Here is a 15418-nt window from a genome sequence, read left to right as displayed (position 1 = left end):
TCGCCACCCGGATGATCCGGAAGCAAAGAAAGGGACATATTTTCTTATAGGTTTGCGGTGATGTTAAGCGCTTGTTCTTGCGCCTTCAGGCATAATTCCTGCGCCTTGAAGATATGTTCCTGTGTCATCGCATTTTCGGTGCGGTTGACGCAATCCAAGATCATTTCGCCGAAGAACGGGAACCCGACTTCACCTGTCAAGGAATAGTGCTCCTCGCCATCCTTCGTCACCAGGAAGAGGTGATCGCCGGTCTGCTCCGTCGCCACGTTGATGTATTTGCGGATTTCGATTGTCCCTTCCGTTCCGGTGATGAACGTGCGGCCATCGCCCCACGTTCCAAGCCCGTCCGGCGTGAACCAATCAACTTTGAAGATGAAGGTCGCGCCATTGTCTCCGACCAGCGTGGCATCGCCGTAATCCTCCAATTCAGGCGTAGCCGGATTGTTGTAGTTTCCGACCTTACTGTGCAGCACGTCGGCATCGGTATTTCCCGTATAGTAGAGGAACTGCTCGATCTGATGGCTGCCGATGTCGGCCAAAATACCGCCGTATTGTTCTTTCTTGAAGAACCAATCCGGACGTTTCTCTTTATCCAGGCGATGCGGTCCAAAACCCGTCACTTGGATGACGCGGCCGATCCGTCCCTCTTCGATCAGCTGGCCGGCAAACACAGCGCCTTCCACATGCAGCCTTTCGCTGAAATAGACCCAATATTTTTTGCCGGTCTCGGCCACTACTTTTTTGGTCTCTTCCAGTTGCTCAAGTGTCGTGAAGCCGGTCTTGTCGGTGAAGTAGTCTTTCCCTGCCCGCATGACGCGGTTGCCCAAAGCGCTGCGCAAATTCGGAACGGCCGCAGCCGCAACCAATTGGATCTCTGGATCTTCCAGGATCTGCTCCAAGGACTCAGCAACGGTAACATCCGGGAATGATTCCAGATAATTTGCTACCTTTTCCGCATCCGGATCGTACACATATTTGATCGTAGCGCCGGCTTCGATCAAACCGTTCGTCATGCCGTTGATGTGCCCGTGGTCCAGTGCCGTTACGCCGACATTGAATGCTCCCGGCTCCACAACCCTATTGATTTTCCCTTTCGGGGCATAATTCATTCCATCTTTATTTCCCACTCGTAGAACCTCCATCGTTTTCATTAATATAGGAAGAAGCCCGAAGAGAATTTTCTCCGAACTTCTTCATCCGATTGATCAGAACAGGTTTCCGTAACCCAATTCCAGTAAGTGATCGCGAGAAATCTTCAAGCTTTCGAACGGATCCACTCCATACGTATCATCCTGCTCCACCAATAGGTAGCGAACGCCTGATGAGATGCTTTCCTCGATGATTTCTTTCAAAGGCAGGCTGCCTGTTCCCAATTCAGCGAATTGAATTGTGTTTGTGAAGTAGTCCATAAATTTGGCAACATCCCCACTGTATAAAGCATCAAAGCCATCTTGTGGGATTTCAGCGATACGGTAGTCCTTCAAGTGGATCAATTCCACTTTGCCTTTGTAGTCTTTGATGACTTCAAGTGGGTTTGCGCCCCCGCGCTGCACCCAGTGAACATCAAGCTCAAAGCCCAACAATGGCGCTTTTTCGCGGATGATGTCCAGCAGAAATTTACCGTCGTATTTGCGGAATTCGATGTGGTGGTTATGATAATACAAGGTGATGCCGTCTTCTTTCAGTTTTTGCGTCACTTCATTGACATCATGGCAGAATTCCAGCACTTTATCCAGACTGGCCATCGCGTCGATCGGCAACATACCGATGCGCAACAGATCCGTTCCCACGGCTTTGCAGTCCGCTACGATTTTATCATAGTGTGTCGTCAAAGATTCGCCGTCTTTTACTTGCGGTTTCAAGGAAGCGCTCATTGAAGCCACTTCCATGCCGAAATCAGCGGTCGCTTTTTGAATTTCGGCAATGTTCTCAGGCGTTGTCGCTACTTGCGAAATTTCGATTGAATTGTAGCCGATTTCGTGCAATTTCTTCAGTGTTTCATAAGGCCCTACTTCTTCAAAGCTTTTTTTGACAGTTGACGCTTGTACACCTATCTTAACTTTAGCCATGTATGATTTCCTCCATTTCGATTGTACGTTTTTCTTTTGACGATAATTTCATTGCATCGATCATCAGCATCGCCGGCAAGGCATCCCGTACCGTCACATAATCCTCGGTATCTGCTTCAATCGCGTTGTAGAAACGCTGGATGAGGGCAGAATGGCTTGGCCCGTAATAAAATTTCGTCCCCTCCATCGGTGTGTCCTGCAGATGCAGTTCTTTTTCGCCGGAACTGTTCGAGCGGTAGAGACAGTTATCCTTGATCGTGAATTTTGCCTTTTCGGTGATGACCTGCAATTCTACGCTGGAATTCTCGACATAGGCATTGGTCGACATATAAAATCCGCGCGCACCGTTCTTGAATGTGAAATTCGCGACGGCAGTGTCCTCGACTTCGATGTCATAGTCTGTGATGTTCGACAGGCTAGCTTTGCACCGGTCTATTTCCCCGCCCAATACTTGCATCAGATCAAGCGTATGTATGGCTTGGTTGATGATGGATCCACCACCGGCAAATTCCATCTGGCCGCGCCATGGTTTGGTGGTGTAATAGGTCTCAGGCCTGTGCCATGCCACCAATCCTTTTACCCCCGTAACAGCCCCGACGTCCTCGTCCGCAAGCAATCTTTTGAGCTCCAGAAAAGTTTCATTGTAGCGATTCTGGAAACACACGCCGATCTTCTTGCTGTTTTCCTCCGCTAATGCGAGCGTCCTCAACCCTTCGTCATAATCCAAAGCCAAGGGTTTTTCCTGGAAAACGTGCACGCCTTTTTCAACACAAAGTTTCGTGATCGGATAATGCAGATAGTGCGGCAAGCAGATATGCACAACATCCAAATCCTCTTTTTCCAACATCGTTTCAACGTCTGTATAAAAAGGCACATCAGGATATTTGGCCTTCAACGCTTCATTTACGTCGCAGACCGCAACCAATTCACCGTTGTCGCTGGCGTCGATAGCATATTTGTGGACAGGCGATACATCTCCTAATCCAATTATTGCCGCTCTTAACATCCCTGATCACGTCACTTTCTTATTTTTTTTGTTCGAATTTTCCTTCTTCAGCGATGCGTTTGTTCAGTTCAGCCAAATACAGGTCGCCATCCACATTGTAGTCCACTTCTTTATCCAACCAAGAGGACAAGTGCATCGCATTCGCCAAAGTAACACCATTGATGCCTTCTTCACCGTTGGCCAATAAAGGCTCACCGTTTACGATATGGTCGGCAAAATTATTCAGCACAGAAATGTGCTGCAGACCTTGTGGTGTCACAAACTCTTCTTCGGTGATTTTTACGTAATCTTCCATATTGACCTGTCCCATGAAGAGTCTCATGACGTCCTGCATATCCATGTTTTCGGATAGTTCAGCTTCAGGAGCCGTCAATTGTTTCACAATCAGTTTTTTCGAATCTTCGACAATGATTTTGCCTTTCGTGCCAAAGATTTCGAAGCGGTCCGTCCCGACAATGTCGTTTGTGCAAGTGATGAATGAACCGGTAGCACCGTTGCCGAAGTCCAAGAGTGCGTTCACTTCATTTTCCACTACGATGTTGCGGCCTGCACCATATTGCAGTTTCGCGTATACTTTTTCAGGCTTTCCGCAGATCCATTGCAGCAGGTCCAATTGGTGAGGAGCTTGGTTCACCAGCACGCCGCCGCCTTCTCCGCCCCAAGTCGCACGCCATGCGCTTTGGTTGTAGTAGCCTTGCGGTCTCCACCAAGTTGTGATGATCCAGGTAGCACGCTGCAAGTCGCCGATCGCTTTTTCATCCATCAATTGTTTTACTCTGCGGTAAAGTGGATTAGTGCGTTGGTTGAAGAAGATCGCAAAAGTTGTCTCTGGGTGTTTCTTCGATGTTTCGATCAAACGCTCAACATCTTTTGTATAAACACCAGCCGGCTTTTCGCCCAACAAGTGGATGCCGCGTTCAAGTGCAGCGATCCCCATCACGCAGTGGTCATAGTGCGGAACAGTCGTTACGATTGCGTTTACAATACCGGATTCCAAAAGATCCAGGTAGTTGTCGAAGAAAGGCAGTCCAGGAAAGTCTTCAGCGACTTTCGCTTTTTTAGCCGGATCGTTGTCGCAGATTGCCGCCAACTCGATGTTGTCGTTCAGGCGCTCATCGTTGTTCTTGAAGAACCCTGCGTACATTCCGCCTTCTGCACCATAACCAATAATTCCTAATTTCACTTTATCTGTCATTCTCATCATTCTCCTTTTTGTATGCTGATTCTATTGTTTTTTCTGTAGTTACTGGGTGTACTGCCGATGTTCTGTTTGAAATACCTGCTGAAATGGGCATCGCTTTCAAAACCGCATTCGCCGGAAATCGTTTTGATGGATTTGGATGGTTCCATCAATAACGCCGTGCATGCTTGTGATAGCCGATATCCCATCGCATAAGCCATGATGGTGTTTCCTGTGATTTCTTTGAAAGCATGGGACAAATAGGATTTGCTCAAATTAAGGGCAGAGGCGATATCATCGATATTGAACGAGTCCCGGTAATGCCTGAAAATGTATTCCGAAACCTTCTCCGCTATCTGCGTTTTTTCATCGACGTAAGCCTGGCCTTTTTCTACGATCTTATCGGTTGAAGAATCTATCTTCAGAAGCAACTGGATTAAAGACAGTTTGCGTTTCGCTTCATTTGCATAGGATTGGTCCAACTGCTGCAAATGATTCATTTCCCGGATAGCATCTTCCAAAAGGAGTTCATCCTTCTTTCGAAAAGTCCGAATGAGGCCATTACGATTTTCAGTAAACAATCGCAACAGATAGTCAATGTTCAGATCCTTCAGTAAAGGTGCGATCCAGTCGGCATCGAAATGGACGATGCTGCGTTCGTACGCATCCTTATTTCCGATGACGTAGGCACGGTGAACCGTCATCCCATCCATCATCAGCAAGTCACCGGGCTGAAGATAATAGATTTTATTACCGACCAGGAATCGACAATTTCCGCCGTGGAACAGGAATATTTCATATTGCGGATGTGTATGGAAGTCAAGGGCATATGCTTGTCCTTTGACGTGATATCCGATCAACAATTTTTCAATGATACGTGTCACCTCCCTCTCTTTGACACTTAAAAGTATAAAATAATAGCGGTTACAATTCAATGCCCTGAAATGCTTACATTTTTCAAATAATTGACCGAGAGTGCTTTTCGTTGTTCGAAAAAACAAAGTCGAGAATAATGCTTCTCGACTTTACTTGGTACAACAGTGTTTTGGGTGATATGTGAACAAAATGGTACATTGCTTCAATGGTCACGATTCAGATGCTCAAACTCTGAGCTCAGGATTCATCACACACTTTTTAGTTGAACTCTGAATTGCAGAGGGTTCCGCCTAAGTTGACATTACGTCACGGCCAAAAAGCGGCCGTTCTCGTAATGTCCCCTTAGTGCTCACCCTCTAAACGCAATTCATCGTATCCTAGTAGTTGAGTTCTGATTCGCAGATACCGCTCCCGTTTCACACCCAGCGTAGTGAACAAAAGAGGTTCACTACGCTGGGTGCTCCAACGTCCGGGTATCTAAACGCGAATCATCACATCCTATAGTTTTGCTTGCCATTTGTCGGTCCAGACCAGGTCGTTGTGGCCGCCTTTGAATTCGGATTTGCCTTCCAGTTTGTCGACGACTTGTTTGATTGTTTCTTTGTTGTTGTGGTAAGCATTGATGAATGTTTTCACCATTGTCGCATCATGCAGATGCGTCGTGAAGTTCAATGATACGAACGCATGCGGAACTTCCCAAACAAACCAAGGAACTTCGTTTGCCATAGCAGTGCTCCATTGGATACGGTAGTTGTTTTGAGCACCGTAGCCGACGATATCAGAAACTTCCAAAGCGAAGTCCACTTCATCACGGTATTTCAAAGTAGCGCCTTTGACGCGTGAGCCGCGTTCGTTTACAGTCACTTCATAGCCGCGGCTTGTCAATTCATCAATGAACAGTTGTTGCGTTGCTGAACCGGCATCGTTGATTCCGCCTTTTTCGCCTTCCAAAATGTACAGACGGATGCGTTTGTGATCAACAGGGTTGATCGGCAAGTTGTTTTGGGTATCTTTGATCAAAGAGATTCCTTTATCAGCAGCTTCCGCTCTCCATTGCAAGTGTTCCTCACAGCCGATGATGTTCAAGTCTTCGCGTGTGCGCAACAACGTGCCGTTTGCTTGTTTTTCCGGCAAGTGCAATTTAGCTTTCAAGCCCAAAATACGACGCAAAGCATCAGTCAAACGTTCTTCAGTGATGACGCCGTTTTGGTAGCCTTTCAGCATGAAACCGAAGTCCTCTTCGATGTTATTGAAGAAAAGGAACATATCGCAACCAGCCGCGATTGCTTTTGGAACATAATCTTCGCGGCGCATAGCCGATGTCATTCCCAGCATGTGTGTTGCATCGGTAATGACAAGACCATTGAAATTCAGTTCGCCCTTCAATTCATCTTGGATCAATTCTTCCGCCAACGTTGCCGGCATGATGTCTTTGTCTTCCAAAGCAGGGTTCAATTCTTTTTGCAAAGCAGGGACTGCAATGTGGCCTGCCATGATCATTTCAACACCGCGATCGATGTGGTTTTGGTAAACTTTACCGAATGAAGCGCGCCATTCTGCAGGGCTCAATTCATTGATGCCCAAGACCAGATGCTGGTCGCGTTCTTCCGTTCCGTCTCCAGGGAAGTGCTTGATGCATTGGATAACGCCGTCTTCCATGTTTTCGCCGTTTTCAGCAGTCAAGCCATCCAAATAAGCATTCGTATATTTGATGACAGTTTCTGCATCCGTACCGTAAGCACGCGTATTGACGATTGTGTTTCTCCAGTTGTAAAGGATGTCCACACATGGGTCGAAGTTGACGTTGACGCCCAAAGCTTTTTCTTCACGGGCAGAAACCAGCCCGGCATGGTAAGAAACTTGTGGATCGCCAGCAGCTTCACACTGTGCACCGGAAGCGATGTACGTGCCTTCGCCGCATGCGCCGTTTCCGCCTGCATCGCAGTTGGCAGCCACCAATAGAGGAATTTTGGACATGGATTGCAATTCGTTCAACAAATCCTGGATATCTTCTTTTGAATTGCCGTGATAGCGTGCGCCACCGATGTGGAATTTTTCGATGATTTCTTGGTTTGTGAAGTCGTTTCCTGAGAAGGCATCATTTCCGAAGAAGAAAAGGTTCGTGAACAGTTGTCCTACTTTTTCCTCATCCGTCATACCCGCGATCGTTTCGTTTACCCAAGCGATCTGTTTGTCGTCAAGATTGTACGGTTTTGCTTTTAAATCAACTAATTTTGGCACTTTTTTCCTCCTGATAACGTAATGTTTCCAACTTGCAACTATTGAAAATGAAATTAATCGAATTGAGCCAATAAGGCATGGAATTCCCCAAGCACTTTTTCCTGATAAGCTCCTGCATATTCTTTGTTCAAGAATTTCTCGATTGCTTCATTGCTTAGACGTTCCCAAGAGAATTCTTCTTTTCCGAAAAGAATCGGATAATAGAATACGCCATTTACGGTTGCCGCTTGTTCATCGCCAGGTGCGTCGCCGACCATCAAAATTTCGTCCGCTGCATAACCTTTCGTCAACAAATCAGCAATAGCGTCCGCTTTGCTGCCGACTTCTTGTCCATAGACTACGTCAACTTGCGGCATCAGATTGTGTCTGTTCCATTCGCTGTTCAAAGCTTCGCTGTTGGCTGAGCTCACGATTGCGACATCCGTCAGGCTGTGGATTTTTGTCAGTCCTTCGAGAACGCCAGGGAACGGCTTATCTTCTCCCGCCAATTCCGTTTCGATGCCTTCGTTGACTTTTTTGCTCCATACCAAAGCTTTTTCTAAATCTTCGGAAGACGCTTTCGCAACCTCCGCTTCCAGGGACGCATTCGATAACGATGGCGCATTGTTTGCCCAATCGGTCAAAGCAGTGATGTCCCCGATGTCTTCGCCTTTTTCCTGTGCTTCAATCAATGTCAAGACCAATGCTTTAAAGCGATTGATGCCGCGTGTGCTGGAGAACAGGTTGATGCGGTTCCAGTCAGCCAAGAATGTTTCGCGATTTTTGATGCCGTACTCGTCAGCTGCCAAAGGTCCGAAGAAACGTTCATGTTTCACGTTCATCGTATCCATTCCGCAGCCGTCGGAATCGACGCATACTAAGAATTGTTTTTGTTTCGTAAATTGTGTTGGGTGTGTAGACATAATTTTTCTCTCCTAACTTGATATCAAAAAAAGGGCAGATAGAGAAGAACTGTGCAACACATTTCGTTCTATCTGCCCTATTCAATTACCTAAACTTATACGCCTGAATACGCATTGAAGCCGCCATCGATCGGCAATACTACGCCATTCACAAAGCTTGCAGCTTTTTCGTCTGCCAAGAACAGCAAGCCGCCGATCAATTCATGCGGTTCGCCGAAACGGCCCATTGGCGTGCCATTCAGGATTTTGCCTGTACGAGGAGTCGGTGTGCCATCTTCGTTGAACAACAACGCTTGGTTTTGTTTTGAAACCAAGAAACCTGGAGCGATCGCATTGACACGGATGCCTACGTGCGAGAAGTGTACAGCCAGCCATTCAGTCAAGTTGGAAATAGCAGCTTTCGCGCCTGAGTAAGCAACGATTTTGGTCAATGGTGTGAAACCGTTCATGCTTGAGATGTTGATGATGTTAGCGCCTGGACGGCCAACCATGTCTTTAGCAAAAACTTGTGTAGGCAATACTGTACCCAAGAAGTTCAAGTTGAAGACGAATTCGATGCCGCTTTGTTCCAAGTCAAAGAATGTTTTTGTTCCTTCCGGAAGATCAGTTTCATGGTATTCGTTGTCGGTTGTTGCGCGCGGGTTATTGCCGCCTGCACCGTTGACCAAGATATCCACTTCGCCTAATTCAGCTACGACAGCTTCCTTAGCTGCTTGCAGACTTGGCAATTCCAATACGTTGGCTTTGAATGCTTTAGCGATTCCGCCTTCAGCTACGATTTCGTCAGCGTATCCTTGTGCATTATCCAAGTTTAAGTCCAAAAGGGCTACTTTTGCGCCTGCTCTAGCGAATTCTTTCGCGAAATAAGAGCATAAAACGCCGCCAGCACCTGTTACTACTACTACTTTATCGGTAAAATCATGAACGAATGGGCTTGTCATGGTGATTTTCCTTCTTTCTTATTGTTTTTGAGCTTTCAAGTTTTTCTTCACTGCTTCTTCCAAACCATTCAGGTAAGTGGCACCCAACGCACGGTCATACAAACCATACCCTGGTTTACCAGTTTCTCCCCAAATCATACGGCCATGGTCTGGACGGATTGCACCTTCAAAGCCGCCTTCCACACATGCTTTTACTACTTCATACATATCAATGGATCCCATTTCGGACAAGTGAGCAGATTCTTCAAATGAACGTCCGCCGACCAATTTCACGTTACGTGCATGCACGAAGTTTACACGTTTTTTAGCAAGCATATCTTTCAAGATTGCTACTGCATCGTTTTTAGGATCTGAAGCGAATGAACCTACGCATAATGTAACGCCGTTATATTCGCTGTCGTACAATTTGATGAAACGGTTCAATGCTTCTCCGCCTGTGATGATACGAGGCAATCCGAAGATGCTGTATGGAGGATCATCAGGGTGAATCGCCATCTTCACGCCAGCTGCCTCAGCAACCGGGATGATTTCTTTAATGAAGTATTCCAGGTTTTCCCATAGTTTTTCTTCGTCAACTTCTTTGTATTCATCCATTAAAGCGTTCATTTCTTCAGCAGTGTAGCTTTCGTCCCAACCTGGAAGAGAAAGCGTACGTGGGTCCATTTTGTTCACTTCTTCTTCATCGAAGATCAACGCATTTGAACCATCCGGCAATTCGTATGCCAAGTTGGAACGAGTCCAGTCAAAGATTGGCATAAAGTTGTAACATACAACAGGAATCCCTGCTTTACCCAAGTTACGCAAGGTTTCTTTGTAGGCACTGATGTATTGATCACGATCCGGACGACCCAATTTAATGGATTCGTGAACCGGAACAGATTCAATAACAGAGATGTACATACCTTCTGCTTCAACGTCTGCTTTCAATTTTTCGATTCTTTCCAATGGCCAAGGCTGACCAACCGGGATATCGTAAACTGCAGTAACGATTCCTTTCATACCAGGGATTTGACGGATATTTTTCAATGTAACAGGATCATCGTGACCGTACCATCTGAATGACATTTCCATTGCAATACACTTCCTATTCTTTTTTTATATTTTTTTATTTTTTAAAATCAAAGTATTCTACAGTGTTGTTGTAGCTGATGTTCGTGATCAGCTTTTCCAATAACTTGGCATCATTCGGGATTTCTCCACGTTCCACGAGATCACCGATGAAATCACACAAGATGCGGCGGAAATACTCATGACGCGTATAGGAGATGAAACTTCTTGAATCTGTCAGCATGCCGACAAAATTCATCAACAAACCTGCTTCGGATAATGATTTCAATTGTTTCAGCATGCCGTACTTCGTGTCGTTGAACCACCAACCAGAACCCATCTGAACTTTGCTCTTGATGCCTTTATCGTTCACTTGGAAGTTCGTGATTGCCGTTCCCACCAGATCAAAATAAGTAGGGTCAAGATTATAGGCGATGAATTTAGGCAATTCATTTGTCAGGTCCATTGCACCAAGGAGATTGTTCAAAGCATAGGAGACGTTCGGTTGATCCTGTATGGAGTCGAAGCCGGCATCCGCTCCTAATGCGGCAAACATGCGTTTATTGTTGTTGCGGATGGCGCCGAAGTGCAATTGCATCACGAAGTCTTTGGCAGCATAGATTTTGCCGAGTTCCACCAACAAGCGTGTTTGGTATTTTGCGTACTCCGCTTCAGAAACACTGTCCCCAGCAATCGCTTTGGCGTAGATGGCTTCAATTTCTTCATCCGTGCCTTCAGCATAATAGATTTGGGACAGACCGTGGTCGGAAACGTTCGAACCATGATCCGCAAAATATTGGATCCGTTCTTCCATTCCTTCCAGCAACTCAGCGAATGTCTTCATTTCCTTGCCGGTCGCCTCCTGCATTTTTCCGATGAACCCAGCAAACTTGGCTGCATCCTGGATCGCGAAAGCTTCATCCGGACGGAAACCAGGCAGGACGGCCACATCGAATGTCTCATCTTCAGCGATTGCTTTGTGCCATTCCAACGTATCCGTTGGATTGTCTGTCGTGCAAATGAAGGTGACGTTGGAATTTTTGATCAATTTACGCGCTGTAAGCTTTTCTTCCTTCAACACACGGTTGCATTCCGCATAGATTTCCTTCCAGTTTGCGCTGGTGAGTGTTTCTTCTATATGGAAATACTTTTTCAATTCCAAGGCTGTCCAGTGGAACAACGGATTCCCTACTGCATTTTCAGCAGTGTAGGCCCAGGCTTCAAATTTTTCTTCTGGAGAAGCATTGCCGGTAATTTTTTCTTCCGGAATTCCCATCGCACGCATCGCGCGCCATTTGTAATGATCTCCGCCCAACCATAATTCCGTAATGTTTTCGAACTCATAGTCTTCAGCAATCTGTTGCGGGACCAAATGGCAGTGGTAATCGAAGATGGGCATGTTTTCCGCATATTCGTGGTAAAGTTTTTTGGCCGTTTCGGACTGTAACATAAAGTCGTCATGAATAAATGACATGTGAAGAAATCCCCTTCCGAGCTTTATTTTGAACTATTATTGATTATTGCACTTTGATTTCTGCCAAACGATCGGCAAATTCTTTAGCTGCAGCTGTTACACTAGCGTAGCCGCCTTCTTTAAGGTTTCTTGTCAAGGCACTGCCGACACCGACTGACCATGCTCCGTTTGCGATCCATTTATCCATGTTTTCAATGCTTACGCCACCTGATGGCATCACGTCAACCCAAGGAATAGGACCATGAACGTCTTTGATGAATCCAGGACCCAACAAACCACCCGGGAAAAGCTTCACTACTTCACAGCCGGTTTCCAGAGCCATTTGAATCTCTGTAACAGATCCGCATCCAGGCAAGTATGGAACAGTGTATAGGTTGCACATTCTCGAAATTTTCTCATTGAAGGAAGGGCTTACGATAAATTTTGCTCCATTCATGATTGAAATTCTCGCAGCGACATCATCCAATACCGTACCTGCACCTACCACCATATCCGTACCTGCGAATTCATCAGACAGCTTACGCATAACATTTTCAGCACCTGGTGTCGAAAATGTCACCTCGATGTTCTTGATGCCTCCTTGATAAGCTGCTTTTGAAATCTCATAACCTGCCTCTTCGGAAGCTCCGCGCACTACTGCAAACAGGTAATTCTCTTGTAATTGAGCCAGGGTATCTCTTTTGACGCTCATTTGTCATCCTCCATTCATGGTTTCGCATTGTGGAACTCAGTATCATAACTCGAGTTCATTATAGAATTTACCATCTTTTATGTCAACGAAATTCCATCAGAAATATAAAAATGAGTGGCCAATTGTGAAAATTTTGTGGCATACCCTTGAATGGCCCGATAAAAACAAAAGGATATACAAAAAAAATCCCCACAAACGCAAGTATCATGCGTTTCGTGGGGAGCTGCATCTGTATCGGCCTCAGATCGGAAAGGATCAAAAGTGACCGAGCAACTGTGAAATTTTTGTGGAATACTCCAAAATTTTTCCTGTATAGAAGTCTTTATCGACCATATCGGACAATGGCAAGGAGATGCTGATCGCGCCTGCGGCAACTTCCCTCGCACTCGAGAACGCAGCAGCGATACAGACGATGCCCTCTTCAAACTCTTCATCATCAAGAGCGTAACCATTCCTTCTGATTTCATCCAGTTCATTGATGAGTTCTTCATAGGTAGTGATTGTGCGTCCGGTCTTTTGCTCCGGAACGATACTGTCCCAATATTCACGGACGGCAGCGTTTTGACGGGTGCTCAGGAGCGCTTTCCCGACGGCAGTGCAATACAGCGGCGCTTTCGTACCGATCTTTGATTGCATCCGCACACCGCGGGATTCCCCATACTTATCGATGTAGAGCACTTCATCGTTGTCTTCCACAACCAGATGCACCGTCTGTTTTGTATCATCCGACAACTGTCGGATCATGCTTTTGGCCACGTTCAAAAAGTCGATGTTGTGGACACGTTTATTCCCGAGATGGAACATCTTCAGGGAAATGCGATATTGCTTGGTGTCAGGATTGCGGTCGATGTAGCCGTTCTCCATCAGAGAGTTCACTAAGCGATGGGTCGTTGCTTTATGCAGATGGACTTTTTCGCTCAACTCCATCAAGCTGAGACTAGGATAGTCTGCCAATGTTTCCAGGATTGATAAGGCCCGATCTATCGATTGCACTTTTGTGCTTACGTTTGATTCTTCTTTTTGTACCATTTTTCTGATCATCCTTTTCCGAATAGTCTCTATCTTTTTAAAATATTTGTATATCATTCCATTTCCCATACTTATTTACTCAGAAACCAGCATTTGGATTCATCCAACGGAAAACCGTTTCACATTGTGATATTATAGCAAATAAAATAAACTATGATAAGCCCCTTTAGTGTTATTTCCATAAATATTTATGAGTATGCCTAGAGCCACACATTCACGATGGACTGCTTTCGTCTCTTCTTATGGAAGCAAAAGCCGAAGATGGCAAGCTCAGGCATCACTTTTTTGAAACATCCTTCCCCAAGAGATGACCCAAAGCGCAAAAAAGTGGCTACGGGATTATGTCAGAAATTTGACGAGTACGGCTTAATTTTTGATCAATCCCCCTCATCCTCTTTGACTTGAATGCGTTTTCTTACTATACTCATATCAGATTAAGAAAAGCGATTTCATATTATGATATTCTATTCCCGTTATTATTTTCGCTCTTCTAGTCAAATTTTTTTATGGGAGGAAGATTTAAAATGGCTCAAAATCAGGTAACAGGCACGGCAAAGCGTCCATTTGGATTCCGTGATTTACTCGGATATTTCATGGGTGACTTCGGATGCAACATGAGTTTCACGTTAATTTCCAGCTATATGTTCATCTTCTACACACAATACATCGGGATTTCATTGGCCCACTATTCCATCGTCATTCTGATCACAAAAATCCTTGATGGCATCAACGATCCCATCATCGGCGCGATTGTCGACCGTATGGGTGCAAACAAAAAAGGTGAAAAATTCAAACAATGGATTCTGCGCGGTGCTCCTTTCCTGGCATTAGCTGCGACTGTCATGTTCATCGATGCAGCTGACTGGTCTTATCCTGCAAAACTAGCATTATGTATCGGCGGATATATCTTATGGGATGTCACCTATACAGTCGTTAACGTACCTTACGGCGCCCTGAGCTCCGTTATGACTTCCAAGCCTTCACAACGCGCTGCCTTATCCAATGCACGTTCTTGGGGATACATCATCGCCGGTGTTCCTTTAGGCATCCTGATTCCGTTGTTCGCTTATGAACAAGTCACAAAAAATGGCCAAACAGCAAGTATTTTCCGTGGCGAAAGAATGTTCCCGATTGCAGTCATTTTGGGTATCGTTTCCATCATTGCTTTTGCTCTTCTGTATCTGAATACGGAAGAACGCATCCAGCACGCTGAGACTGAAGGTGAAGAAGTAAAATTCAATTACTTCAAGACCTTAAAAGACTTCTTCCGTAACCGCGCGATTTTGGGTATCGCTCTTGCCTCCATCGCACAAATCCTGTTCATCATGGGCGGGAACCAATTGCATCAATTGACTTACCAAATGTACTTCGGAGACGGAACCTTGAGTTCATACTCCATCCTGACTCAAATTATCCCACTATTTGTTGGTACTGCCCTCGGGGGTGCCTTGGTCGGAAAACTGGGCAAAAAAGAATTGTCGACCTGGCCTTTGATTGGCTCTATCGCTGTGTACGCCTTCCTTTACTTGGTCGAAATCAAAAATCCAATTCTTTGGATCACAATGCAGATCATCGCAAACAGTTTCGCTTTCGGTTTGACGATCTACACTTGGGGTATGGTTGCTGACGCGATCGACTATCAGGAATGGAAGACCGGAATCCGCAATGAAGGTTCCGTTTACGCAACCTATTCTATGTTGCGTAAAGTCGCACAAGGTTTCGGCCAATCATTCATTCCAGCAGCCATTGCCATCTTGATTCCTACTTTGGATGTTAAGGACGCTATGACCTGGAACGCCGAAAACTCACTGGCCATCCGCGATATGGCGGCGCTGTTCCCATTGATCGGTTACATCATCATCTTCATCTGCTTCAAGTTCGTCTTCAACTTGGACAGAAAGACCGTTCGAGAGATGCAAGTTGCGCTGGGCCGCGATGAAGAATAATCCATCCGCAACAAAT

Annotated in this window: 13 protein-coding genes; 1 reads left to right on the top strand and 12 read right to left on the bottom strand. The window is 45.7% G+C overall.

From position 1 onward, the window contains the following. Positions 1 to 44: 44 nt before the first annotated feature. The 12 genes from BM184_RS01010 to BM184_RS00955 all read right to left on the bottom strand — a co-directional run bounded on the left by BM184_RS01010 (position 45) and on the right by BM184_RS00955 (position 13456). On the bottom strand, positions 45 to 1127 hold the full coding sequence (locus BM184_RS01010) for a Gfo/Idh/MocA family protein (protein WP_086942175.1): 1083 nt from the start codon (positions 1125 to 1127) through the stop codon (positions 45 to 47). A 78-nt stretch (positions 1128 to 1205) separates the two neighbouring features. Then, positions 1206 to 2069, bottom strand: coding sequence for a sugar phosphate isomerase/epimerase family protein (locus BM184_RS01005; RefSeq protein ID WP_086942174.1), 864 nt, complete (start codon positions 2067 to 2069; stop codon positions 1206 to 1208). Beyond that, entirely contained in the window at positions 2062 to 3075 is a 1014-nt protein-coding gene (locus BM184_RS01000) for a Gfo/Idh/MocA family protein (RefSeq protein ID WP_086942173.1), read from the bottom strand. Before BM184_RS01000 ends, BM184_RS01005 begins: the two co-directional genes overlap by 8 nt. Positions 3076 to 3094: 19 nt before the next feature. Continuing rightward, complete coding sequence (locus BM184_RS00995; RefSeq protein WP_086942172.1) at positions 3095 to 4270, bottom strand: Gfo/Idh/MocA family protein; 1176 nt, start codon at positions 4268 to 4270, stop codon at positions 3095 to 3097. 5 nt (positions 4271 to 4275) lie between these two features. Then, entirely contained in the window at positions 4276 to 5139 is an 864-nt protein-coding gene (locus BM184_RS00990) for an AraC family transcriptional regulator (RefSeq protein WP_177208493.1), read from the bottom strand. Between the two features lie 490 nt (positions 5140 to 5629). Continuing rightward, on the bottom strand, positions 5630 to 7372 hold the full coding sequence (locus tag BM184_RS00985; RefSeq protein WP_086942170.1) for a glycoside hydrolase family 3 protein: 1743 nt from the start codon (positions 7370 to 7372) through the stop codon (positions 5630 to 5632). Between the two features lie 53 nt (positions 7373 to 7425). After that, the gene (locus tag BM184_RS00980; protein WP_086942169.1) at positions 7426 to 8274 is read right to left on the bottom strand and encodes an HAD family hydrolase; all 849 of its coding nucleotides are present in this window, start codon (positions 8272 to 8274) and stop codon (positions 7426 to 7428) included. 95 nt (positions 8275 to 8369) lie between these two features. Further along, complete coding sequence (locus tag BM184_RS00975) at positions 8370 to 9215, bottom strand: SDR family oxidoreductase (protein ID WP_086626865.1); 846 nt, start codon at positions 9213 to 9215, stop codon at positions 8370 to 8372. 18 nt (positions 9216 to 9233) lie between these two features. Further along, a complete protein-coding gene (gene uxuA / locus BM184_RS00970) occupies positions 9234 to 10286 on the bottom strand; it encodes a mannonate dehydratase (RefSeq protein ID WP_086942168.1) in 1053 nt (350 codons plus the stop codon). Between the two features lie 34 nt (positions 10287 to 10320). Next, a complete protein-coding gene (gene uxaC / locus BM184_RS00965) occupies positions 10321 to 11736 on the bottom strand; it encodes a glucuronate isomerase (protein ID WP_086942167.1) in 1416 nt (471 codons plus the stop codon). Positions 11737 to 11779: 43 nt separating this feature from the next. Further along, complete coding sequence (locus BM184_RS00960; protein ID WP_086942166.1) at positions 11780 to 12427, bottom strand: bifunctional 2-keto-4-hydroxyglutarate aldolase/2-keto-3-deoxy-6-phosphogluconate aldolase; 648 nt, start codon at positions 12425 to 12427, stop codon at positions 11780 to 11782. A 255-nt stretch (positions 12428 to 12682) separates the two neighbouring features. Then, entirely contained in the window at positions 12683 to 13456 is a 774-nt protein-coding gene (locus tag BM184_RS00955) for an IclR family transcriptional regulator (protein ID WP_086942165.1), read from the bottom strand. 524 nt (positions 13457 to 13980) lie between these two features. Between BM184_RS00955 and BM184_RS00950 the strand changes: the two genes are divergently transcribed. Then, positions 13981 to 15402: an MFS transporter gene (locus BM184_RS00950; protein ID WP_177208492.1), complete on the top strand. Its 1422-nt coding sequence runs from the start codon at positions 13981 to 13983 to the stop codon at positions 15400 to 15402. Positions 15403 to 15418 lie beyond the last annotated feature (16 nt).

Source organism: Trichococcus pasteurii (genome assembly GCF_900112935.1).
GTDB lineage: Bacteria > Bacillota > Bacilli > Lactobacillales > Aerococcaceae > Trichococcus > Trichococcus pasteurii.
The sequence above is the reverse complement of the archived record's forward strand: the minus strand, read 5'-3'. Positions and strand labels throughout refer to the sequence as shown.

What these genes read in the sequence shown, in the direction of transcription:
- BM184_RS01005 (WP_086942174.1), bottom strand. Translation starts at nt 2,069, where the DNA reads ATGGCTAAAGTTAAGATAGGTGTACAAGCGTCAACTGTCAAAAAAAGC.
- BM184_RS01000 (WP_086942173.1), bottom strand. Translation starts at nt 3,075, where the DNA reads ATGTTAAGAGCGGCAATAATTGGATTAGGAGATGTATCGCCTGTCCAC.
- BM184_RS00995 (WP_086942172.1), bottom strand. Translation starts at nt 4,270, where the DNA reads ATGACAGATAAAGTGAAATTAGGAATTATTGGTTATGGTGCAGAAGGC.
- BM184_RS00980 (WP_086942169.1), bottom strand. Translation starts at nt 8,274, where the DNA reads ATGTCTACACACCCAACACAATTTACGAAACAAAAACAATTCTTAGTA.
- BM184_RS00975 (WP_086626865.1), bottom strand. Translation starts at nt 9,215, where the DNA reads ATGACAAGCCCATTCGTTCATGATTTTACCGATAAAGTAGTAGTAGTA.
- uxuA (WP_086942168.1), bottom strand. Translation starts at nt 10,286, where the DNA reads ATGGAAATGTCATTCAGATGGTACGGTCACGATGATCCTGTTACATTG.
- uxaC (WP_086942167.1), bottom strand. Translation starts at nt 11,736, where the DNA reads ATGTCATTTATTCATGACGACTTTATGTTACAGTCCGAAACGGCCAAA.
- BM184_RS00960 (WP_086942166.1), bottom strand. Translation starts at nt 12,427, where the DNA reads ATGAGCGTCAAAAGAGATACCCTGGCTCAATTACAAGAGAATTACCTG.
- BM184_RS00955 (WP_086942165.1), bottom strand. Translation starts at nt 13,456, where the DNA reads ATGGTACAAAAAGAAGAATCAAACGTAAGCACAAAAGTGCAATCGATA.
- BM184_RS00950 (WP_177208492.1), top strand. Translation starts at nt 13,981, where the DNA reads ATGGCTCAAAATCAGGTAACAGGCACGGCAAAGCGTCCATTTGGATTC.